Source organism: Streptomyces sp. Y2F8-2, assembly GCF_014905555.1.
Classification (GTDB): domain Bacteria; phylum Actinomycetota; class Actinomycetes; order Streptomycetales; family Streptomycetaceae; genus Streptomyces; species Streptomyces cynarae.
This window is the reverse complement of sequence record NZ_BNGS01000020.1, coordinates 1-18,909: the sequence shown is the minus strand read 5'-3', so window position 1 is coordinate 18,909 and position 18,909 is coordinate 1. Positions and strand designations below refer to the sequence as shown.

The 18,909-nt window shown below is 69.2% G+C and carries 13 protein-coding genes and 3 pseudogenes; 11 read left to right on the top strand and 5 right to left on the bottom strand.

All coding sequences use genetic code 11. From position 1 onward, the window contains the following. The 3 genes and pseudogenes from SY2F82_RS38265 to eccCa all read right to left on the bottom strand — a co-directional run. A pseudogene (locus tag SY2F82_RS38265) lies at positions 1-206 on the bottom strand (PE-PGRS family protein); the annotation flags it as partial. A 203-nt stretch (positions 207-409) separates the two neighbouring features. After that, the gene (locus SY2F82_RS38260) at positions 410-790 is read right to left on the bottom strand and encodes a hypothetical protein (RefSeq protein WP_200423701.1); all 381 of its coding nucleotides are present in this window, start codon (positions 788-790) and stop codon (positions 410-412) included. Between the two features lie 134 nt (positions 791-924). After that, complete coding sequence (eccCa, locus tag SY2F82_RS38255; RefSeq protein WP_200423700.1) at positions 925-4,872, bottom strand: type VII secretion protein EccCa; 3,948 nt, start codon at positions 4,870-4,872, stop codon at positions 925-927. Positions 4,873-5,140: 268 nt separating this feature from the next. Between eccCa and eccD the strand changes: the two genes are divergently transcribed. The 7 genes from eccD (at position 5,141) to SY2F82_RS38220 (ending at position 12,547) form a co-directional block, all read left to right on the top strand. Further along, entirely contained in the window at positions 5,141-6,598 is a 1,458-nt protein-coding gene (gene eccD, locus SY2F82_RS38250; protein ID WP_200423699.1) for a type VII secretion integral membrane protein EccD, read from the top strand. Between the two features lie 192 nt (positions 6,599-6,790). Then, positions 6,791-6,928, top strand: coding sequence for a hypothetical protein (locus tag SY2F82_RS38245; protein ID WP_200423698.1), 138 nt, complete (start codon positions 6,791-6,793; stop codon positions 6,926-6,928). A gap of 137 nt (positions 6,929-7,065) precedes the next feature. Then, entirely contained in the window at positions 7,066-7,353 is a 288-nt protein-coding gene (rpsO, locus tag SY2F82_RS38240; RefSeq protein WP_003997419.1) for a 30S ribosomal protein S15, read from the top strand. A gap of 322 nt (positions 7,354-7,675) precedes the next feature. Continuing rightward, the gene (locus tag SY2F82_RS38235; RefSeq protein WP_200423697.1) at positions 7,676-9,898 is read left to right on the top strand and encodes a polyribonucleotide nucleotidyltransferase; all 2,223 of its coding nucleotides are present in this window, start codon (positions 7,676-7,678) and stop codon (positions 9,896-9,898) included. Beyond that, complete coding sequence (locus SY2F82_RS38230) at positions 9,895-11,274, top strand: pitrilysin family protein (protein ID WP_200423696.1); 1,380 nt, start codon at positions 9,895-9,897, stop codon at positions 11,272-11,274. The genes SY2F82_RS38235 and SY2F82_RS38230 overlap by 4 nt, the downstream gene beginning before the upstream one ends. A gap of 52 nt (positions 11,275-11,326) precedes the next feature. Beyond that, positions 11,327-12,079, top strand: a complete 753-nt coding sequence (gene dapB, locus SY2F82_RS38225) for a 4-hydroxy-tetrahydrodipicolinate reductase (protein WP_200423695.1) — start codon at positions 11,327-11,329, stop codon at positions 12,077-12,079. A gap of 15 nt (positions 12,080-12,094) precedes the next feature. Beyond that, a complete protein-coding gene (locus tag SY2F82_RS38220) occupies positions 12,095-12,547 on the top strand; it encodes a tetratricopeptide repeat protein (RefSeq protein ID WP_200423694.1) in 453 nt (150 codons plus the stop codon). 118 nt (positions 12,548-12,665) lie between these two features. Here the strand turns inward: SY2F82_RS38220 and SY2F82_RS38215 are convergent, their stop codons facing one another. Next, positions 12,666-13,217, bottom strand: a complete 552-nt coding sequence (locus tag SY2F82_RS38215) for a hypothetical protein (RefSeq protein ID WP_200423693.1) — start codon at positions 13,215-13,217, stop codon at positions 12,666-12,668. A gap of 119 nt (positions 13,218-13,336) precedes the next feature. After that, positions 13,337-13,573, bottom strand: a complete 237-nt coding sequence (locus tag SY2F82_RS38210) for a hypothetical protein (protein ID WP_200423692.1) — start codon at positions 13,571-13,573, stop codon at positions 13,337-13,339. Positions 13,574-13,826: 253 nt separating this feature from the next. Here SY2F82_RS38210 and SY2F82_RS38205 point away from each other — a divergent pair. From SY2F82_RS38205 to SY2F82_RS38195, 4 genes and pseudogenes are all read left to right on the top strand, one after another. Further along, positions 13,827-15,023, top strand: a pseudogene (locus tag SY2F82_RS38205) (FAD-dependent thymidylate synthase); the annotation flags it as partial. A gap of 3 nt (positions 15,024-15,026) precedes the next feature. Continuing rightward, positions 15,027-15,476, top strand: a pseudogene (gene thyX, locus SY2F82_RS39440) (FAD-dependent thymidylate synthase); the annotation flags it as partial. 226 nt (positions 15,477-15,702) lie between these two features. Continuing rightward, positions 15,703-16,602 (top strand): 4-hydroxy-tetrahydrodipicolinate synthase, encoded by a 900-nt coding sequence (dapA, locus tag SY2F82_RS38200; protein WP_200423690.1) that lies wholly within the window; start codon positions 15,703-15,705, stop codon positions 16,600-16,602. Between the two features lie 126 nt (positions 16,603-16,728). Continuing rightward, entirely contained in the window at positions 16,729-18,414 is a 1,686-nt protein-coding gene (locus SY2F82_RS38195) for a ribonuclease J (protein WP_103844272.1), read from the top strand. Positions 18,415-18,909 lie beyond the last annotated feature (495 nt).

Sequence of the window (18,909 nt, the reverse complement as noted above, 5' to 3'; positions counted from 1 at the left end):
ATCGACTCGCCGGCGTTGTGGGCGACCACCTGGCGGGCGCTGGCGTTCGCCGTGGTGTGCAGTTCGGTGACGTCGTCGCCGAACTTCCGCCACAGGGCGGCGCACTCCTTGAGCTTGTCCTCGTCTGCCGTCGGCCAGCGGTAGCCGAGCATCTCGAGAACCCATTCGAGCTCGTCCGGCAGCATCATCGACACAGCAGAAAGCACCCCCGTCAGCCGACCCGGCCGCACAACTCCCTCATGGAGACCGGCAGATTGCGCATGGAACAGCCGTACGCACAGCTTACGGAGTCCTCCGCGAGCAACTTCGAGCGGTTGCTGTCACAAATCCGTTGTAGTTCCGACCACTTGCCGGTGAGGGATCAATCATGCTTGGAGTCGACGGACTCGAGCTGCTCGACGGCGACGCCTCACGCCTCCTGGCGGCGACGCAGATGGTGCGGCCCCGTAGGCATCTCCACCTGCCCGTCGTACTCGGCGGTCGTCTTCCGCCAGATGTCCACCTGGTCGGCCTCGTTCTGCTCGTGGGCCACGCCCATCTTGGTGAAGGCGATCCCCATGCCCGCCAACCGCTCCGCCAGGCTGCCCATCGACTGGTACATGCCGTCGCGCAGACCCTCGTAGGCGACGCCGAACTTCTCGCCGATGTCGTCGTCGCCCCACGGCGGGGTGTCGCCCTGCTCCAGCTTGGTCAACCCGTCCTGCAGGCTCTTCACGGCCTTGGCGAAGTTCTGGCCGACCGTGAACATGTTGAAGCCCTCGGTCTTGAGGACCTTCGGGTCGGAGTCCATGTAGTCCGACGACACAAGTGCCCCCCGTGGCTCGCCTTTTCCTTGGCAACGCCACCTTAGCGGGTGAATGGGGCCGTACGAGAGGGGGCGGTACCCGCTTGGGTACCGCCCCCTACGGCTGCGACAGCCGGCCCTCAGAACCGGGCCGGCAGCCACCCCGTCTGGATCAGCTGTCCACCGCGCCGCCGCGTGTGGAAGTACCCACGTCCGGGCGGCAGCTGCGACGGCGTGATGTTGCCGAGCAGCGCACCCTCCGTCCGGTCGCCGGAGAGCACGATGCCCTGGGCGCCGAGCTCGCGCATCCGCTGCATCACCGGCTCGTACAGCGACCGGCTCGCACCGCCCGAGGCGCGCGCGATGATGACGCGCAGACCGATGTCCCGGGCGAAGGGCAGGTACTCCAGGAGCGGGGACAGCGGGTTCATGCCCGTCGCCACCAGGTCGTAGTCGTCGATGATGACGAACGCGTCCGGGCTGCTGTACCAGCTGCGGTTGCGCAGCTGCTCGGGCGTGACGTCCGGGCCCGGCATACGACGGCTCATCGAGCCGGCCAGGCCCTCCAGCGTCTCCGCCAGGGCCGGCGCCGACGCGCAGTACCGCGACAGGTGGGAGTCGGGCACACCCTCCAGGTGGGCGCGCCGGTAGTCACCCATGACGATCTTCGCCTGGTCCGGCGTGTAGCGCTCGGTGATCTGCTTGATGAGCAGCCGCAGCACCGCCGACTTACCGGACTCGCTCTCACCGAACACGATGAAGTGCGGATCGGTCTCGAAGTCGACGAAGACCGGCGCGAGCGACGACTCGTCGATGCCGATCGCGACACCGCGGTCCGGGTGCTCGAACCCCTTGGGCAGCCGGTCCGCCGACAGCATGGTCGGCAGCAGCCGCACCGCCGGTGCGTGGCTGCCCTGCCAGTTGTCGTTGACGCCCCGGACGAGGATCTGCGTCGCCTCCGCCAGGTCCTCCGTCGCCGACGAGCCGTCGACCCGCGGCAGCGCCGTCATGAAGTGCAGCTTGTCCAGGCTCAGACCGCGGCCCGGCACGGTGGCGGGGACGTTCTGCGCGACCTTGCGGTCGATCTCCGACTCGGTCGGGTCACCCAGCCGCAGCTCGATGCGGTTCTGCAGCATGTCCTTGAGCGCGGGCCGCACCTCGGTGTAGCGGCTCGCCGTCAGGATCACGTGCACACCGAAACCGAGACCGCGCGTCGCGATGTCCGTGACGGTCGCCTCGAGCAGCTCGTAGTCCGTTTTGAAGGACGCCCAGCCGTCGATGACGAGGAAGACGTCTCCCCAGGGCTGGTCGGGCATCAGACCGGCCGCCCTGCGCTGCCGGTACGTCTGGATCGAGTCGATGTTGTTCGCGCGGAAGTACTCCTCGCGCGCGTTCAGGATGCCCTCGACCTCACTGACCGTACGGCGCACCTTCTCGGCGTCGAGCCGGTTGGCGACCCCGCCGACGTGTGCCAGCTCCTCCATCGCGATCAGACCGCCACCGCCGAAGTCCAGGCAGTAGAACTGCACCTCGGCGGGCGTGTGGGTGAGGGCGAACGACGAGATCAGCGTGCGCAGCAGGGTCGACTTGCCGGACTGCGGGCCGCCGACGAACAGACCGTGGCCCGCACCGCCGGAGAAGTCCCGGTACAGCACGTCGCGCCGCTGCTCGAACGGCTTGTCCACCAGGCCGACCGGCACGTTGAGCCGGCCGAGCGCCGTGTACTCGGGCGCGGTCAGGCCGCGCTCCGGAGTGACGGCGAGCTGGGGGAGGAGCTGTTCCAGCGAAGGAGCCTCGTCGAGCGGGGGCAGCCACACCTGGTGGGCCGGCGGTCCCTGGTTGACCATCCTGCCCACGATGACGTCCAGGACGGTGTCGGCGAGCGCGTCGTCCACCCTGTCGTCGCCCTCCGGTTCCTCGACCACCGGCTGAGGGGGCAGCGCCACGTGTCCCGCCGTGAACAGCGCGGGCCGCAGCTGGGTGGAGCGGTTCACCCGGGACGGGCCCTCGCCGTGGTAGGGCCCCGACACGTACGCGGCCTTGAAACGGACCATCGTGTCGGTGTCGTACCGCAGATAGCCGGAGCCGGGGATCGACGGCAGGTGGTAGGCGTCCGGGACACCGATCGCCGTACGCGACTCGGCGGCGGAGAAGGTGCGCAGACCGATCCGGTACGACAGATAGGTGTCCAGACCGCGCAGCTTGCCCTCCTCCAGGCGCTGCGACGCCAGCAGCAGGTGCACACCCAGCGAACGGCCGATACGGCCGATCTGGATGAACATGTCGATGAAGTCCGGCTTCGCGGTGAGGAGCTCGGAGAACTCGTCGAGCACGATCACCAGCGAGGCCATCGGCTCGAGAGCGGCGCCCGCCGCCCGGGCCTTCTCGTAGTCGTGCAGATTGGCGTAGTTGCCCGCCGTGCGCAGCAGCTCCTGCCGGCGCTGCATCTCACCCGTGATGGCGTCGCGCATACGGTCGACGAGCGTGAGGTCGTCCGCGAGGTTGGTGATCACGGCCGCGGTGTGCGGCATGTCCGCCATACCCGCGAACGTCGCACCGCCCTTGAAGTCCGCGAGGATGAAGTTCAGCGTCTCCGAGGAGTGCGTCACCGCGAGACCGAGCACCAGCGTGCGCAGCAGCTCCGACTTGCCGGAGCCGGTGGCGCCGACGCACAGGCCGTGCGGGCCCATGCCCTCCTGCGACGCCTCCTTGAGGTCGAGCATGACCGGCTCGCCGTTCTCGCCGACACCGATCGGCACCCGCAGCCGCTCGTGCAGCGTGCGCGGACGCCAGGTGCGCGAGACGTCGACGGACCCCGCGTCGCCGATGCCCATCAGGTCGGTGAAGTCCAGGTTCGAAAGGAGGGGTTCGCCCTCCTCCGCCGAGCCGACCCGGAAGGGGGCGAGCTGCCGGGCCAGGGACTCGGCCTGCGCGTCGTTCAGCACGTCGGGCTTGCCGGAGTACGCGGACTCGTGGCCGACGAACAGCCGCATCCTGCCCGGCTTCACATAGACCGTCAGGCCCGCGCGCAGGTCCTCCTCCAGCTCGCCCGGGGCGATTTCGAGGAAGGTGACGCCCTGGAGCCCCTCGCTGCTGGCGAGTTCGGAGTCGGGCGGCACGGTGCCGCCGTCGAGGACCACGATCAGGTGGGGCTGGTCGTAGACGGGGTTCGCGTCCGGGTTCCAGCGGGGCCTGTCGTCCAGCTGGTCCGCAAGCGCCTCCTCCAGTTCCCCGAGGTCGTCGAAGAGGAGCCGGGCCGAGCCCGCACCGTCCTTGGCCTTCGGGTGCTGGCTGTGCGGCAGCCACTTGATCCAGTCCCAGTCCGCCGCCGCGGAGGGGTGCGCCACCACGGCGACCATCAGGTCCTCCGGCGAGTGCAGCGTCGCCAGCTGGGCCAGGGCCGCGCGGGCGTTGCCGTACACCGTGTCGGTGTCCCCGCACAGCGTCACGTGGTAGAAGGCACGCAGCGAGACGGACACGGGCAGGTCGGACAGACTGCCGTGCGCGTCGAGGAAGGCCTTCATGGCCGCCGCGGTCAGCGGCTCCAGCTCCTCTTTGGGCGCCGTCTCCGGGGCGACCAGAGGGGTGTTCAGCTGCTGGGTGCCGAGGCCGATCCGTACGGATGCGAAGTCCGCGTCGGTCGGGCGCCGCTCCCACAGGCGCTTGCCGTCGGCCGCCACCGCCCACAGCTGCTCCGGGTCGGGATGCTGGAAGAGCTGACTGCGGCGCTGCAGGTCCGCCGTCTTGTGGACGTCCTTGCGGACCTGTTCGAGATAGCGGAAGTAGTCACGCCGGTCCTGGGCCATCCCGGCACCGCCGCCGCCCTGCCGGGACTTGGCGAACTGGGCGATCGCCATGGCCAGGGTCGAGGCGAGCATCAGCCCGCCGACCACCCTCATGTAGGAGGGGAGGCCGGGCATGAAGAAGAAGCCGACGGAACCCAGCATGCCCATCATGGGCAGCAGGGTCATCAGCATGCTTTCTTCGCCCTCACGGGGGATCTCGGGCGGCGTCTCGAGTCTGACCTCGCCGTCCGGGACGACCGGGGGCGCTATCCGCGGCGGTCGTTTGATGATGACGACGCTCACCGATGCACTCATCCTTCGCGATTGATACGTCTTGGCACCGACGCCCCCGTGTACCGCGACATGTTCTCGTTCGCGCAGGCGTCGTTCGCGCAGGCGTCGATCCTACTGATGGGCCAAGTGCGCAAGGGAGGCAGGAGGATGGAGATGCCGAGGGGGTCCTGGGAGAAAAGGGGTGGGCGGGCCCTGCGCCGCACCGTAACGGATATGGTGGCGCTTCGCGCCGTAGCAGCGGCGTGATGAAGCCTTGTCCAACAGGGGGAACAACCAGGTGAGCACGGGGACTTCGACGGGTTTCTGCCGAATCACCATCGCAGCGCCGGACAGCCGTGTCGATGTCGCGCTGCCGGAGGACCTGCCGATCCAGGACCTCTTTCCCGAGATCGTCAGGCTCTCGGGCCTGGTCCAACCGGACACCAGTCCCGCCGGCTACCACCTGGTACGCCGCGAGGGCCAAGTCCTCGACGCGAGCCGTTCGTTGCTCGAGCACCGGGTCAGGGACGGCGAAGTGCTGCTGCTGCGGACCTTCGCCGACTCGCTGCCGCCGGCCGTCCACGACGACGTGGTGGACGCGATCGCCGCCGCGGTCAAGCAGGACATCCGCAGCTGGAACGACAACCTGATGCGGGTGGCCGGTCTCGTCGCCGGATCGCTGCTGCTGATCATGCTCGGTTTCGTGTTCTGGTTCGCGGACCCGATCCGGCACGACATGCACGGCCTGCAGGGCATCCTCGCCGGCGTGGTCGCACTGGCCCTGACCGTGCTCGCGGGTGTGCGGGCCCGGGTCTACGACGACCGCGGTTCCGCCGTCGCGCTCGGCGTCTCGGCGCTTCCGCACGCGCTCATCGCCGGCTCCGGCGTCATCCCCCAGGACGCGGGTCACGGCCCCGGCAGGATCCAGTTCCTCGTCGGCTGCGTGGCCGTACTGGTCTTCTCGGTCGTACTGATCATGCTGCTGCCGCAGGGAGACGCCCCGTTCGTGGCCGCCGCGCTGGCCGCCGCGATCGGCACGCTCGCCGTCTTCTGCGGCGTGCTCACCGAGGCGGAGCCGCGCGAGATCGCCGCCGGCACCTCGGTCGTGGCGCTGGCGGTGGTCGGCTTCCTGCCCGGATGGTCGGCCCGCTTCGCCAAGCTGCCGATCGGTTTCCGCAACCCGGAGGACCTGGCCAGGGCCCGTCGTGAGGGCCGGGAGGGCGACCTCGAGGCCGTCGACGTGCAGCGCATCGTCGCCCAGACCAGCCGGGGCCACGAACTGCTGCTCGGACTGGTCGGCGGCTGCGCGGCCGTCATCATCGGCGCGGGTGGCGCGGTGCTCGGCTTCAGCGACAGCGGCTGGGCCCAGCTGCTGGCCCTGTGCACCGGTCTCGCCGCGATGATGCGGGCGCGCCTCTTCCGGTACACCGCCCAGGTGACCTGCCTGTTCGTGGCCGGTGTCGTCACCCTGGGCCTGCTGGTGCTCGGCCTCGCGATCTCGCCCCCGGCCGGCATCGTCCTCGAACTGCTCAAGGGCAACTCCGGCCCCGTCGACATCAGGACCCTGTGGCTCGGCGCCTCGGTCGCGGCCGGCGTGCTGCTGCTGATCGCGATCGCCCTGATCGTGCCGCAGAAGGGGCTCTCCCCCTTCTGGGGCCGCATGCTGGACCTCGCGGACTCCCTGGTGCTCCTCTCCCTGGTCCCGGTCTGCCTGGCCGTCCTCGACGTCTACAGCAAGGTCCGCGGCGGCGTCTGAAGTCCGCTCGGCCGGCCGGCGGCACTCGGCCGTGGCGCCGGACCGCCGAGCCGACCGGGCACCTCGAGGCCGACCGGGCACCTCGAGAGAGTCACCCTGGCGCACTCCGGGCCGCAGGAAGTGCGGCAACCATGTCATCGGGCCGACGATCCTCGTCGTCGGCCTCGCCGCCACGGACTTCGGCTTCCGGCTGTGGCGATCCAGCGGCCGGCGGAAGCGGCCGGCGGCGATGCCCTGCGCACCGGCCCCCTGCGAGCCCTGGCCGGCCCCGGCCCCACCCCCGCCGCCACCCGGGCCGGGACACCGCTGTCCGGCTGGTACGCTGTGTGACGGCCGTATGTGTACGCGCCTCCGGTTGCCCTGGAGGACGCGCCCAGCGGATCCCCGCCTCCCGAGTCGTGGAAGCTCCCCTGAGAAGAAGACCAGGGGCACTCGGTGGCAGCTGAAGAAGACTACGAGGAGTACGCGTGTCGCTCGACGCCGCTACGAAGAAGCAGATCATCGCCGAATTCGGTACCAAGGAGGGTGACACCGGCTCCCCCGAGGTCCAGGTCGCTCTGCTGTCCCGTCGGATCTCCGACCTGACCGAGCACCTCAAGACCCACAAGCACGACCACCACTCCCGTCGTGGTCTGCTGATCCTGGTCGGTCAGCGCCGTCGCCTGCTGCAGTACCTGGCGAAGAAGGACATCCAGCGCTTCCGTGCGCTGGTCGACCGCCTGGGCATCCGCCGCGGTGCGGCGGGCGCCAAGTAAGACGCCGTGAAGGGAGCGGTTCCCGAACGAAGGGGGCCGCTCCCTTTGCTGTACGTGCGGACTGTCACCACCGCTTTGTAGTGTGGTAGCACAACGCAAGACGTAGGACACCGTGTGAGGGGTACCTGGAAGCACCAGGCGGCACCGCACACACCGAACGAGGAGGAGCGCACCTCGCCGCCGCCGGTCCTCGGTAGTGGCCCCCGGGGAAGAGACCCCGGGTGCTTCGATCGAAGACCGGCCCGCACCAGACGGAGCGCTTCTCCGCCACCGTCCCCCTGCCACACGGGCAGCCGGGGACGAAGACGAGGAGAAAACGCTAGTGGAGAACGAGACCCACTACGCCGAGGCCGTCATCGACAACGGCTCCTTCGGCACCCGCACCATCCGCTTCGAGACGGGCCGCCTGGCCAAGCAGGCCGCCGGCTCCGCCGTCGCGTACCTGGACGACGACACGATGGTCCTGTCGGCCACCACCGCGTCCAAGACCCCCAAGGACCAGCTCGACTTCTTCCCGCTGACGGTCGACGTCGAGGAGCGGATGTACGCGGCCGGGAAGATCCCCGGTTCCTTCTTCCGCCGTGAGGGCCGTCCCTCCGAGGACGCCATCCTCACCTGCCGTCTCATCGACCGCCCGCTGCGCCCGTCCTTCAAGAAGGGCCTGCGCAACGAGATCCAGGTCGTCGCCACCATCATGGCCCTCAACCCCGACCACCTGTACGACGTCGTGGCGATCAACGCCGCGTCCGCGTCCACGCAGCTGGCCGGCCTGCCCTTCTCCGGCCCGATCGGCGGCGTCCGCGTCGCGCTGATCAACGGCCAGTGGGTCGCCTTCCCGACGCACACCGAGCTCGAGGACGCCGTCTTCGACATGGTCGTCGCGGGCCGCGTCCTGGAGGACGGCGACGTCGCGATCATGATGGTCGAGGCCGAGGCCACCGAGAAGACCATCCAGCTGGTCAAGGGCGGCGCCGAGGCGCCGACCGAGGAGGTCGTCGCCGCCGGTCTGGAAGCCGCGAAGCCCTTCATCAAGGTGCTCTGCAAGGCCCAGGCCGACCTCGCCGCGAAGGCAGCCAAGCCGACCGCCGAGTTCCCGATCTTCCTCGACTACCAGGACGACGTCCTGGAGGCGCTGACCGCCGCCGTCCGCCCCGAGCTCGCCCAGGCGCTCACCATCGCCGGCAAGCAGGAGCGCGAGGCCGAGCTGGACCGCGTCAAGCAGCTCGCCGCCGAGAAGCTCCTGCCGGAGTTCGAGGGCCGCGAGAAGGAGATCTCCGCCGCGTACCGCTCGCTCACCAAGCAGCTGGTCCGCGAGCGCGTGATCAAGGAGAAGAAGCGCATCGACGGCCGCGGAGTCACCGACATCCGCACGCTGGCCGCCGAGGTCGAGGCCATCCCGCGGGTCCACGGCTCGGCCCTGTTCGAGCGCGGCGAGACCCAGATCCTGGGCGTGACCACGCTGAACATGCTGCGCATGGAGCAGCAGCTCGACACCCTCTCCCCGGTGACGCGCAAGCGCTACATGCACAACTACAACTTCCCGCCCTACTCCACCGGTGAGACCGGCCGCGTCGGCTCCCCCAAGCGCCGCGAGATCGGCCACGGCGCCCTCGCCGAGCGCGCCCTCCTCCCGGTGCTGCCGTCGCGCGAGGAGTTCCCTTACGCGATCCGCCAGGTGTCCGAGGCCCTCGGCTCCAACGGTTCGACGTCCATGGGCTCCGTGTGCGCCTCCACCATGTCGCTGCTGAACGCCGGTGTGCCGCTGAAGGCCCCGGTCGCCGGTATCGCCATGGGCCTGATCTCCCAGGAGATCGACGGCGAGACGCACTACGTGACGCTGACCGACATCCTCGGCGCCGAGGACGCCTTCGGCGACATGGACTTCAAGGTCGCCGGCACGAAGGAGTTCGTGACCGCCCTCCAGCTCGACACCAAGCTGGACGGCATCCCGGCCTCCGTGCTGGCCGCGGCCCTGAAGCAGGCCCGCGACGCCCGCCTGCACATCCTCGACGTGATGATGGAGGCCATCGACCGGCCCGACGAGATGTCCCCGCACGCCCCGCGGATCATCACCGTCAAGATCCCGGTCGACAAGATCGGCGAGGTCATCGGCCCCAAGGGCAAGATGATCAACCAGATCCAGGAGGACACCGGCGCCGAGATCACGATCGAGGACGACGGCACCATCTACATCGGTGCCGCCGACGGCCCGTCCGCCGAGGCCGCCCGCGCCACGATCAACGGCATCGCCAACCCGACCATGCCGGAGGTCGGCGAGCGCTACCTGGGCACGGTCGTGAAGACGACCACCTTCGGCGCGTTCGTCTCGCTGCTGCCGGGCAAGGACGGTCTGCTGCACATCTCGCAGATCCGCAAGCTGGCCGGCGGCAAGCGCGTGGAGAACGTCGAGGACGTCCTCGGCGTGGGCCAGAAGGTCCAGGTCGAGATCGCCGAGATCGACTCCCGCGGCAAGCTCTCCCTCATTCCGGTGATCGAGGGCGAGGGCGACGAGGCCGACGAGGCGAAGGACGACACCGACAAGTGACGTCCCGTGGCTTGAAGGCGACGGCCCGCACCTCTTCGGAGGCGCGGGCCGTCGCCCGTACCCAAACCCTGATCAAAGGCGCGGGCGGCATCGGCACCGTCCGCAAGACCACCCTCCCGGGCGGACTGCGCGTCGTCACCGAGACGCTGCCCTCCGTCCGCTCCGCCACCTTCGGCATCTGGGCGCACGTCGGCTCACGCGACGAGACACCCGCGCTGAACGGCGCCACGCACTACCTGGAGCACCTGCTCTTCAAGGGCACGTCCCGCAGGTCCGCCCTGGACATCTCCTCCGCCCTCGACGCGGTCGGCGGCGAGATGAACGCGTTCACGGCGAAGGAGTACACGTGCTACTACGCGCGCGTGCTCGACACCGACCTGCCGCTCGCCATCGACGTCGTCTGCGACATGCTCACCGGCTCGCTGATCCTGGAGGAGGACGTCGACGTCGAGCGCGGCGCGATCCTCGAGGAGATCGCGATGACGGAGGACGACCCGGGCGACTGCGTGCACGACCTCTTCGCGCACACCATGTTCGGCGACAACGCGCTCGGCCGCCCGGTCCTCGGCACGGTCGACACCGTCAACGCGCTGACCGCCGACCGCATCCGCCGCTTCTACAGGAAGCACTACGACCCCACGCACCTGGTGGTCGCCTGCGCGGGCAACGTCGACCACCAGAAGGTCGTACGCCAGGTGCGGGCCGCCTTCGAGAAGGCCGGCGCCCTCACACGGACGGACGCCACGCCCATCGGCCCGCGCGCCGGCCGCCGCGCGATCCGCACCGCCGGGCGCGTGGAGCTGCTGGCCCGCAAGACCGAGCAGGCGCACGTCGTCCTCGGCATGCCGGGCCTGGCCCGCACCGACGACCGCCGCTGGGCCCTCGGCGTGCTGAACACGGCGCTCGGCGGAGGCATGTCGTCCCGCCTGTTCCAGGAGGTCCGGGAGAAGCGCGGCCTGGCCTACAGCGTGTACTCGTACACGTCCGGCTTCGCCGACTGCGGCCTCTTCGGCGTGTACGCGGGCTGCAGGCCGAGCCAGGTGCACGACGTGCTCAAGATCTGCCGCGACGAGCTGGACCACGTCGCGCAGAACGGCCTGTCGGACGACGAGATCGCCCGCGCCATCGGCCAGCTCCGCGGTTCCACCGTTCTCGGGCTCGAGGACACGGGTGCGCTGATGAACCGTATCGGCAAGAGCGAGCTGTGCTGGGGCGACCAGATGTCGGTCGACGACATGCTGGCCCGGATCGCGGCGGTCACCCCGGACGACGTCCGGTCCGTGGCGCAGGACATCCTGGGACAGCGGCCCTCCCTGTCGGTCATCGGCCCGCTCAAGGACAAACAGGCGTCCCGACTGCACGACGCGGTCGCGTGAGCGCCCGGCGGTCACTGCGGTCGTCAACCACTCCGGTAAGGAAGCAAGAGAGATGAGCAAGCTGCGCGTGGCGGTCCTCGGCGCCAAGGGCCGGATCGGTGCGGAGGCGGTACGGGCCGTCGACGCCGCCGACGACATGGAGCTGGTGGCCGCCCTCGGCCGGGGCGACCAGCTGGAGACCCTCGTCGAGACGGGGGCCCAGGTGGCGGTGGAGCTGACCACTCCGGCCTCCGTCATGGGCAACCTGGAGTTCTGCGTACGGCACGGCATCCACGCCGTGGTCGGCACCACGGGCTGGACCGACGAGCGGTTGGCGCAGCTGAAGGGCTGGCTGGCCGAGTCCCCGCAGACCGGCGTCCTCATCGCCCCGAACTTCTCCATCGGCGCCGTGCTGACCATGAAGTTCGCCGAGGCGGCCGCCCCCTACTTCGAGTCCGTCGAGGTCGTCGAGCTGCACCACCCGAACAAGGTGGACGCCCCCAGCGGCACCGCCACGCGCACCGCCCAGCTCATCGCCGCCGCCCGCGAGAAGGCGGGCAGCGCCCCGCAGCCCGACGCCACGGCGACGGCGCTGGACGGCGCCCGCGGCGCGAACGTCGACGGCGTCCCGGTGCACGCCGTACGTCTGCGCGGCCTGCTCGCCCACCAGGAGGTGCTGCTCGGCGGCGAGGGCGAGACCCTCACCATCCGCCATGACTCGCTGCACCACAGCAGCTTCATGCCGGGCATCCTGCTCGGCGCCCGCCGCGTCGTGACCACTCCGGGCCTCACCTTCGGCCTGGAGCACTTCCTCGACCTGAAGTAGCGAGAAGCAACAGCGATGCGCGCGAAGATCACCTATGCCGTCACGGCCGCCGTCCTGGTCTTCTACTTCGTCCTGGTCGGCAGCCGCGGCGTGCTCCTGATCGAGAACGGCACCCCCGTCACCGTCGCGTTCGGCGTCGCGGTGCTGATCCTGCCGGTCATCGGGGTGTGGTTCCTGTGGAAGAACACCCAGTTCGTCCGCAAGGCGAACCGGCTCGCCGCCGAGCTGGAGGCGGAGGGCGGCCTGCCCGTCGACGAGCTGCGACGCACCCCGAGCGGCCGGATCGACCGCGACTCGGCCGACGAGGTCTTCGCCAAACGCAAGGCGGAGGCGGAGGCGGCGCCGGACGACTGGCGCACATGGTTCCGCCTGGCGATCGCCTACCACGACGCCCGCGACACGCCCCGCGCCCGCAAGGCGATGCAACAGGCCATCGCCCTCCACGAAGGCCGCACGATCGTGTCCTGAGCGCCCTCGGCTTCCCCTCCGCCCCGCTGCCCCAGCGGCCTCCAGAGGCCCGCAGACGACCAAAGGGCCGCCCCGCAGTCCGCGAGGCGGCCCTTTGGCCTTAGGGGCCCTGGGACGGTCAGCTCCGCCCGAACTCCGCCGCCCACGCCTCCACCGTGTCCGCCGCCCGGTCGAAGGCCTGGGGGCGGGCAAGGAAGTCGGCGTTGTGGCTGGTCAGCAGGGTCTCTGCGGCGGGCCCGCCGCCCTGCCGTACGAGGACCAGTGCCTGACCCTGCGCCGCGCGCGGCAGTCCCAGCCAGCGCACCGGCTGCTGCACCGTGCGAACCGAGACGATCTGGTCCCACCGCACCGTACGCGTGAGGAGGAAACCCACCCGGCGCAGCCCGCGCGCGCTCACCCAGACGCCCATCCGCAGCAGCCGCAGGGCCCCGGCGATGACGGCCAACGCCACGCCGAACACCGTGCCCGCGCCGGAGGGGGTGCCGGTGAGGGCGATGACGACCGCGGCGAAGAGCACGTACGACGCGAACAGCAGCAGGAGCGCGGCCGTGCCCACCCGCCACGGGCCGGGCCGGTAGGGGCGGCGCCAGCGGTCCCGGTCGTCGTACGGCAGCGGCTCGTCCGCCGCCTGGTCGGAGGCACGGTCCGCCGTCAGGAAGGGCAGGGGCACGGCTGATCCTCACTCGGTGCACGGAGCTGTGACCGGTGAGGCTATCGAGCCGTGTCCCCGCTCACCACCCTCGGGGGCCGACGGGGTGGCCCGTCCACGTCTGCGGGCGACCGGGAGCGTCAGCGGCCGTTCGATGCCACGGACTGCTGCGTCGCCGCGGGCGCCTGGTGCGACATGGCGGGCATGCCGATGACCAGGGAGCCCACCAGCCCGGCGACGATGGTCAGCCCGAGCAGCCAGCGCCCGGCCATCTCAGCGGCGGAGGCACGGCGACGGGGCGGGGGAGTGACATTGCTGCGGAAGGAGCCGGCTTCGGCGAGGAAGGCGAACGGTACGGGTTCGCGCCGACGGGGCATGGGGAGTGCTTCTCCTCTTGAGGCTCGTGGGGTCCGATGGATCAGCTGTCTGATGACCGGGTGACGCGAACGAATCGCCGTCACCAACACAGACGAGCGGGTGCCCGAAAAGGTGCCCTGAATCACCGATTTCGCAGAACTTCGACGGGCTTCGCCGGCGAATGTCGCGGACCGGCACCGAACGCCCCGTTGTCAGTGCCGGGCCGTAGAGTGGGCGGCGCCCGAGCTTGTGATGGGAAGGACCTTCCACACCGTGACCGACACCCCCGCCGACGACCTCAAGCCCAGCTTCCGCAGCGACGTCACCGTCGAGCTGGTCAAGCACAGCGCGGCCGACTCCGACGTGCTGTGGGCCGCCCGCGTCTCCACCGCCGGCGAGCAGTCCCTGGACGAGCTGAAGAAGGACCCGGAGCGCTCCAAGGGCCTGATCAACTATCTGATGCGGGACCGGCACGGCAGCCCCTTCGAGCACAACTCGATGACCTTCTTCATCAGCGCCCCGATCTTCGTCTTCCGCGAGTTCATGCGGCATCGGGTGGGCTGGTGTCTCGCGGGCGACACTGAGATCACTCTCGAGAGCGAGGCGGGCAACCTGCGCCGGCGCACGATCGCCGAGCTGTACAAGCTCTGGCACCTAGGGGTCGAGGACCGGCTCCCGCACTCCGCAGGAGGTGTCACCTGGCACAGCCGGGCGGGCAAGTGGATGGCCCAGGTCAGGCGCGGTGAGACCAATCACTACCTCGGCCTCTACGAAAGCCGTGAGGCAGCCGAGTCCGCGGTCGCGGAGTTTCGCGAGCAGCACCCCAGCACCCGACTCCGCAAGCTCGAATCAGTGCGTCGGAACCATGTGCGCTGTTACGACGAGGAGAGCCTGCTGGCCCAGCGGGCAAGGATCGTCGATGTGATCGAGTCCGGCGTGAAGCCACTGATCAAGATCACTACGGCTTCCGGGAAGAAGCTCCGCTGCACGGTGGACCACGCGGTGTTCACGCCCGACGGCTGGCGCAAGGCAGGCGAGCTCGCCGTCGGTGACTCGGTCATGGCGGCGGGCACTGCCCCCCGTCCCTCACAGGCCCTGGTCCCCCCGAGCCTGCGGCGCGGCATCGGCGTATGGACGGCCATGCAGCGGCAGCGCCTGATCAAGGAGACCGACACCTGTCACCTCTGCGGCCAGGACTTCCCCAGGGAGCAGCTCGCCCTGGACCACGTCATTCCCGTCGCCGGCGACCTGACCCAGGCACTCGACGAGAGGAACCTCGCCCCCGCCTGTGAGCCCTGCCACGCGGTCAAGAGCGCAAGTGAACAGGTATTGGCCCAGCGCGGCGGCAAGATCGCCAAGGCCGTTCCGGATCCCGTCCTCACCATCGAACAGGATGGCGAGGAGATGACCTACGACCTGTCGGTCGAAGGCCCCTGGCACAACTTCCTCGCGAACGGCATCGTCGTGCACAACTCCTACAACGAGGAATCAGGTCGTTATCGGGAGCTCCAGCCCGTCTTCTACGTCCCCGGGGAGGACCGGAAGCTCGTCCAGCAGGGACGTCCGGGCAAGTACGAGTTCGTGCCGGGCACCGACACGCAGCATGCGATCGTCGAGCGCGCGATGCAGGATTCGTACGTCCATGCGTACGAGCGCTACCAGGAGATGCTCGCCGCCGGCATCGCCCGTGAGGTCGCCCGCGCGGTCCTCCCGGTCGGTCTGTTCTCCTCGATGTACGCCACCTGCAACGCCCGCTCGCTGATGCACTTCCTCGGCCTGCGCACCCAGCACGAGCTGGCGAAGGTGCCCTCCTTCCCGCAGCGGGAGATCGAGATGGTCGGCGAGAGGATGGAGGCCGAGTGGGCCAAGCTCATGCCGCTCACGTACGCCGCGTTCAACGCGAACGGCCGCATCGCGCCGTGAGGCACACCCGCTTGTCGGTCGGGCACGGAAGGGCCGGGTACAGATGTACGGGTCAGCCGAGCGAAGTGTCCGTATTGCGGCATTTCGCGAAGTTCATCTAGCCTGATCAAACGGACCCGGTACTGCTTGAACCCCCGAGCAGGCAGTACCGGGCTCCACCTTTGTCAGGACTTTTGCCGACCCCCTAGGGCAGACCACGACCGAAGCAGCGAGTAGCGTGTCATCCATGGCTCCGACCTCCACTCCGCAGATCCCCTTCGGGCGGATCCTCACCGCCATGGTCACGCCCTTCACGGCGGACGGCGCACTTGACCTCGACGGCGCTCAGCGGCTCGCCACCCACCTGGTGGACGCAGGCAACGACGGCCTGATCATCAACGGCACCACCGGCGAGTCCCCCACCACGAGTGACGCGGAGAAATCGGACCTCGTACGAGCCGTGCTGGAGGCGGTCGGAGACCGGGCCCACATCGTGGCCGGCGTCGGCACGAACGACACCCACCACAGCATCGAACTGGCGCGCGCGGCACAGAAGGCCGGTGCGCACGGTCTGCTGACCGTCACGCCGTACTACAACAAGCCCCCTCAGGACGGCCTCTACCGGCACTTCACGGCCATCGCCGACGCCACCGACCTGCCGGTGATGCTCTACGACATCCCCGGCCGCAGCGGCGTCCCGATCAACACCGAGACCATCGTCCGGCTCGCCGAGCACCCGCGGATCGTCGCCAACAAGGACGCCAAGGGCGACCTCGGCCGCGCCAGCTGGGCCATCGCCCAGTCCGGCCTCGCCTGGTACTCCGGCGACGACATGCTCAACCTGCCCCTGCTCTCCGTGGGCGCGGTCGGCTTCGTCTCCGTCGTGGGCCATGTCGTCACGCCCGAGCTGCGCACCATGGCCGAGGCCTACGTCAGCGGCGACGTGCAGAAGGCGCTGGAGATCCACCAGAAGCTGCTGCCCGTCTTCACCGGCATGTTCCGCACCCAGGGCGTAATGACCACCAAGGCCGCCCTCGCCCTCCAGGGCCTGCCGGCCGGGCCGCTGCGCCCTCCCATGGTCGAGCTCTCCCCCGAGGAGACCGCCCAGCTCAAGATCGATCTTGCCGCCGGCGGGGTACAGCTCTGACAAGGACTTCACAACTGAATACGCAGGACCCAGCGCCTGCACCCCACATCGACAACTGCTTTTGCACGAACGTCATGCGCGCCACGTGCCCTACAGGTACGTGGCGTGCATGGTGAGGAGAGTCTTTTGAGCCATCCGCATCCTGAACTCGGCCCGCCGCCGAAGCTCCCCGAGGGCGGCCTCCGGGTCACCCCCCTCGGTGGCCTCGGGGAGATCGGCCGGAACATGACCGTCTTCGAGTACGGAGGCCGTCTGCTGATCGTCGACTGCGGAGTGCTCTTCCCCGAGGAGGAGCAGCCCGGAATCGATCTGATCCTGCCGGACTTCTCGTCCATCCGCGGCCGCCTGGACGATATCGAGGGCATCGTCCTCACCCACGGCCACGAGGACCACATCGGTGGCGTCCCCTACCTGCTGCGGGAGAAGCCCGATATCCCGCTCATCGGCTCCAAGCTGACCCTCGCCCTGATCGAGGCGAAGCTCCAGGAGCACCGCATCCGCCCGTACACGCTGGAGGTCGCCGAGGGGCAGCGCGAGCGCGTCGGTCCCTTCGACTGCGAGTTCGTCGCGGTCAACCACTCCATCCCGGACGCCCTCGCGGTCGCCATCCGCACCCCCGCCGGCATGGTGGTCCACACGGGCGACTTCAAGATGGACCAGCTGCCGCTGGACAACCGGCTGACGGATCTCCACGCGTTCGCCCGGCTGAGCGAGGAGGGCATCGACCTCCTGCTCGCCGACTCGACGAACGCCGAGGTCCCGGGGTTCACGCCGCACGAACGCGACATCTCCAACGTGCTGCGCCAGGTCTTCGCGGGTGCCCGCAAGCGGATCATCGTGGCGAGCTTCGCCAGCCACGTCCACCGCATCCAGCAGATCCTGGACGCGGCCCACGAGTACGGCCGCCGGGTCGCCTTCGTCGGCCGTTCCATGGTCCGCAACATGGGCATCGCCAGGGACCTGGGTTACCTGAGGGTGCCGCCCGGCCTGGTCGTGGACGTCAAGACGCTGGACGACCTGCCGGACCACGAGGTCGTCCTGGTCTGCACGGGCTCCCAGGGTGAGCCGATGGCCGCCCTGTCACGCATGGCGAACCGCGACCACCAGATCCGCATCGTCCAGGGCGACACGGTGATCCTCGCGTCCTCGCTGATCCCCGGCAACGAGAACGCGGTCTACCGCGTGATCAACGGCCTGACCCGCTGGGGCGCGAACGTCGTCCACAAGGGCAACGCCAAGGTGCACGTCTCCGGCCATGCGTCAGCGGGCGAGCTGCTGTACTTCTACAACATCTGCCGCCCGAAGAACCTGATGCCGGTCCACGGCGAATGGCGCCATCTGCGGGCCAACGCCGAACTGGGCGCACTCACGGGTGTCCCGCACGACCGCATCGTCATCGCCGAGGACGGCGTCGCCGTCGACCTCGTCGAGGGCAAGGCCAAGATCTCCGGCAAGGTCCAGGCCGGTTACGTCTACGTCGACGGCCTGTCGGTCGGAGACATCGGCGAGCCGGCGCTCAAGGATCGCAAGATCCTCGGAGACGAGGGCATCATCTCGGTCTTCGTGGTGATGGACTCGTCCACGGGCAAGATCACCGGCGGCCCCCATGTCCAGGCCCGCGGTTCGGGCATCGAGGACTCGGCCTTCGGCGACGTCATCCCGAAGATCACGGAAGCGCTGGAACGGTCGGCTCAGGACGGGGTCGTCGAGCCCCACCAGCTGCAGCAGCTCGTGCGGCGCACCCTCGGGAAGTGGGTCTCCGACACGTACCGGCGCAGGCCGATGATCCTTCCTGTGGTCGTCGAGGTCTGACGCTCACTCAAGTCCGTGTGAGGGCGAACCTGGAGCGGGGCGCCTCGATTTGCATCGAGGCGCCCCGCTCCAGTACGTTTACGGCTCCGCCGGCAGGGGACCCGACGCAACCGAGCGTCCGGGAACCATCCCCGGCAGGGCGGAAATCCCGACTCAGAACTTCTGATAAAGTCGGAACCGCCGGAAAGGGAAACGCGAGAGCGGGAACCTGGAAAGCACCGAGGAAATCGGATCGAGAAAAGATCTGATAGAGTCGGAAACACCGAAGGGAAGCGCCCGGAGGAAAGCCGAGAGAGTGAGTCTCTCCGGTGAGTACGAAGGAAGCGTCCGTTCCTTGAGAACTCAACAGCGTGCCAAAAGTCAACGCCAGATATGTTGATACCCCGTTCGTCGGATGATTCCGATGGTCGAGGTTCCTTTGAAATAACACAGCGAGGACGCTGTGAACCGAGGGGACTATTCCTCCTCTTGGTTCCGCTCTCGTGGTGTTCGCCC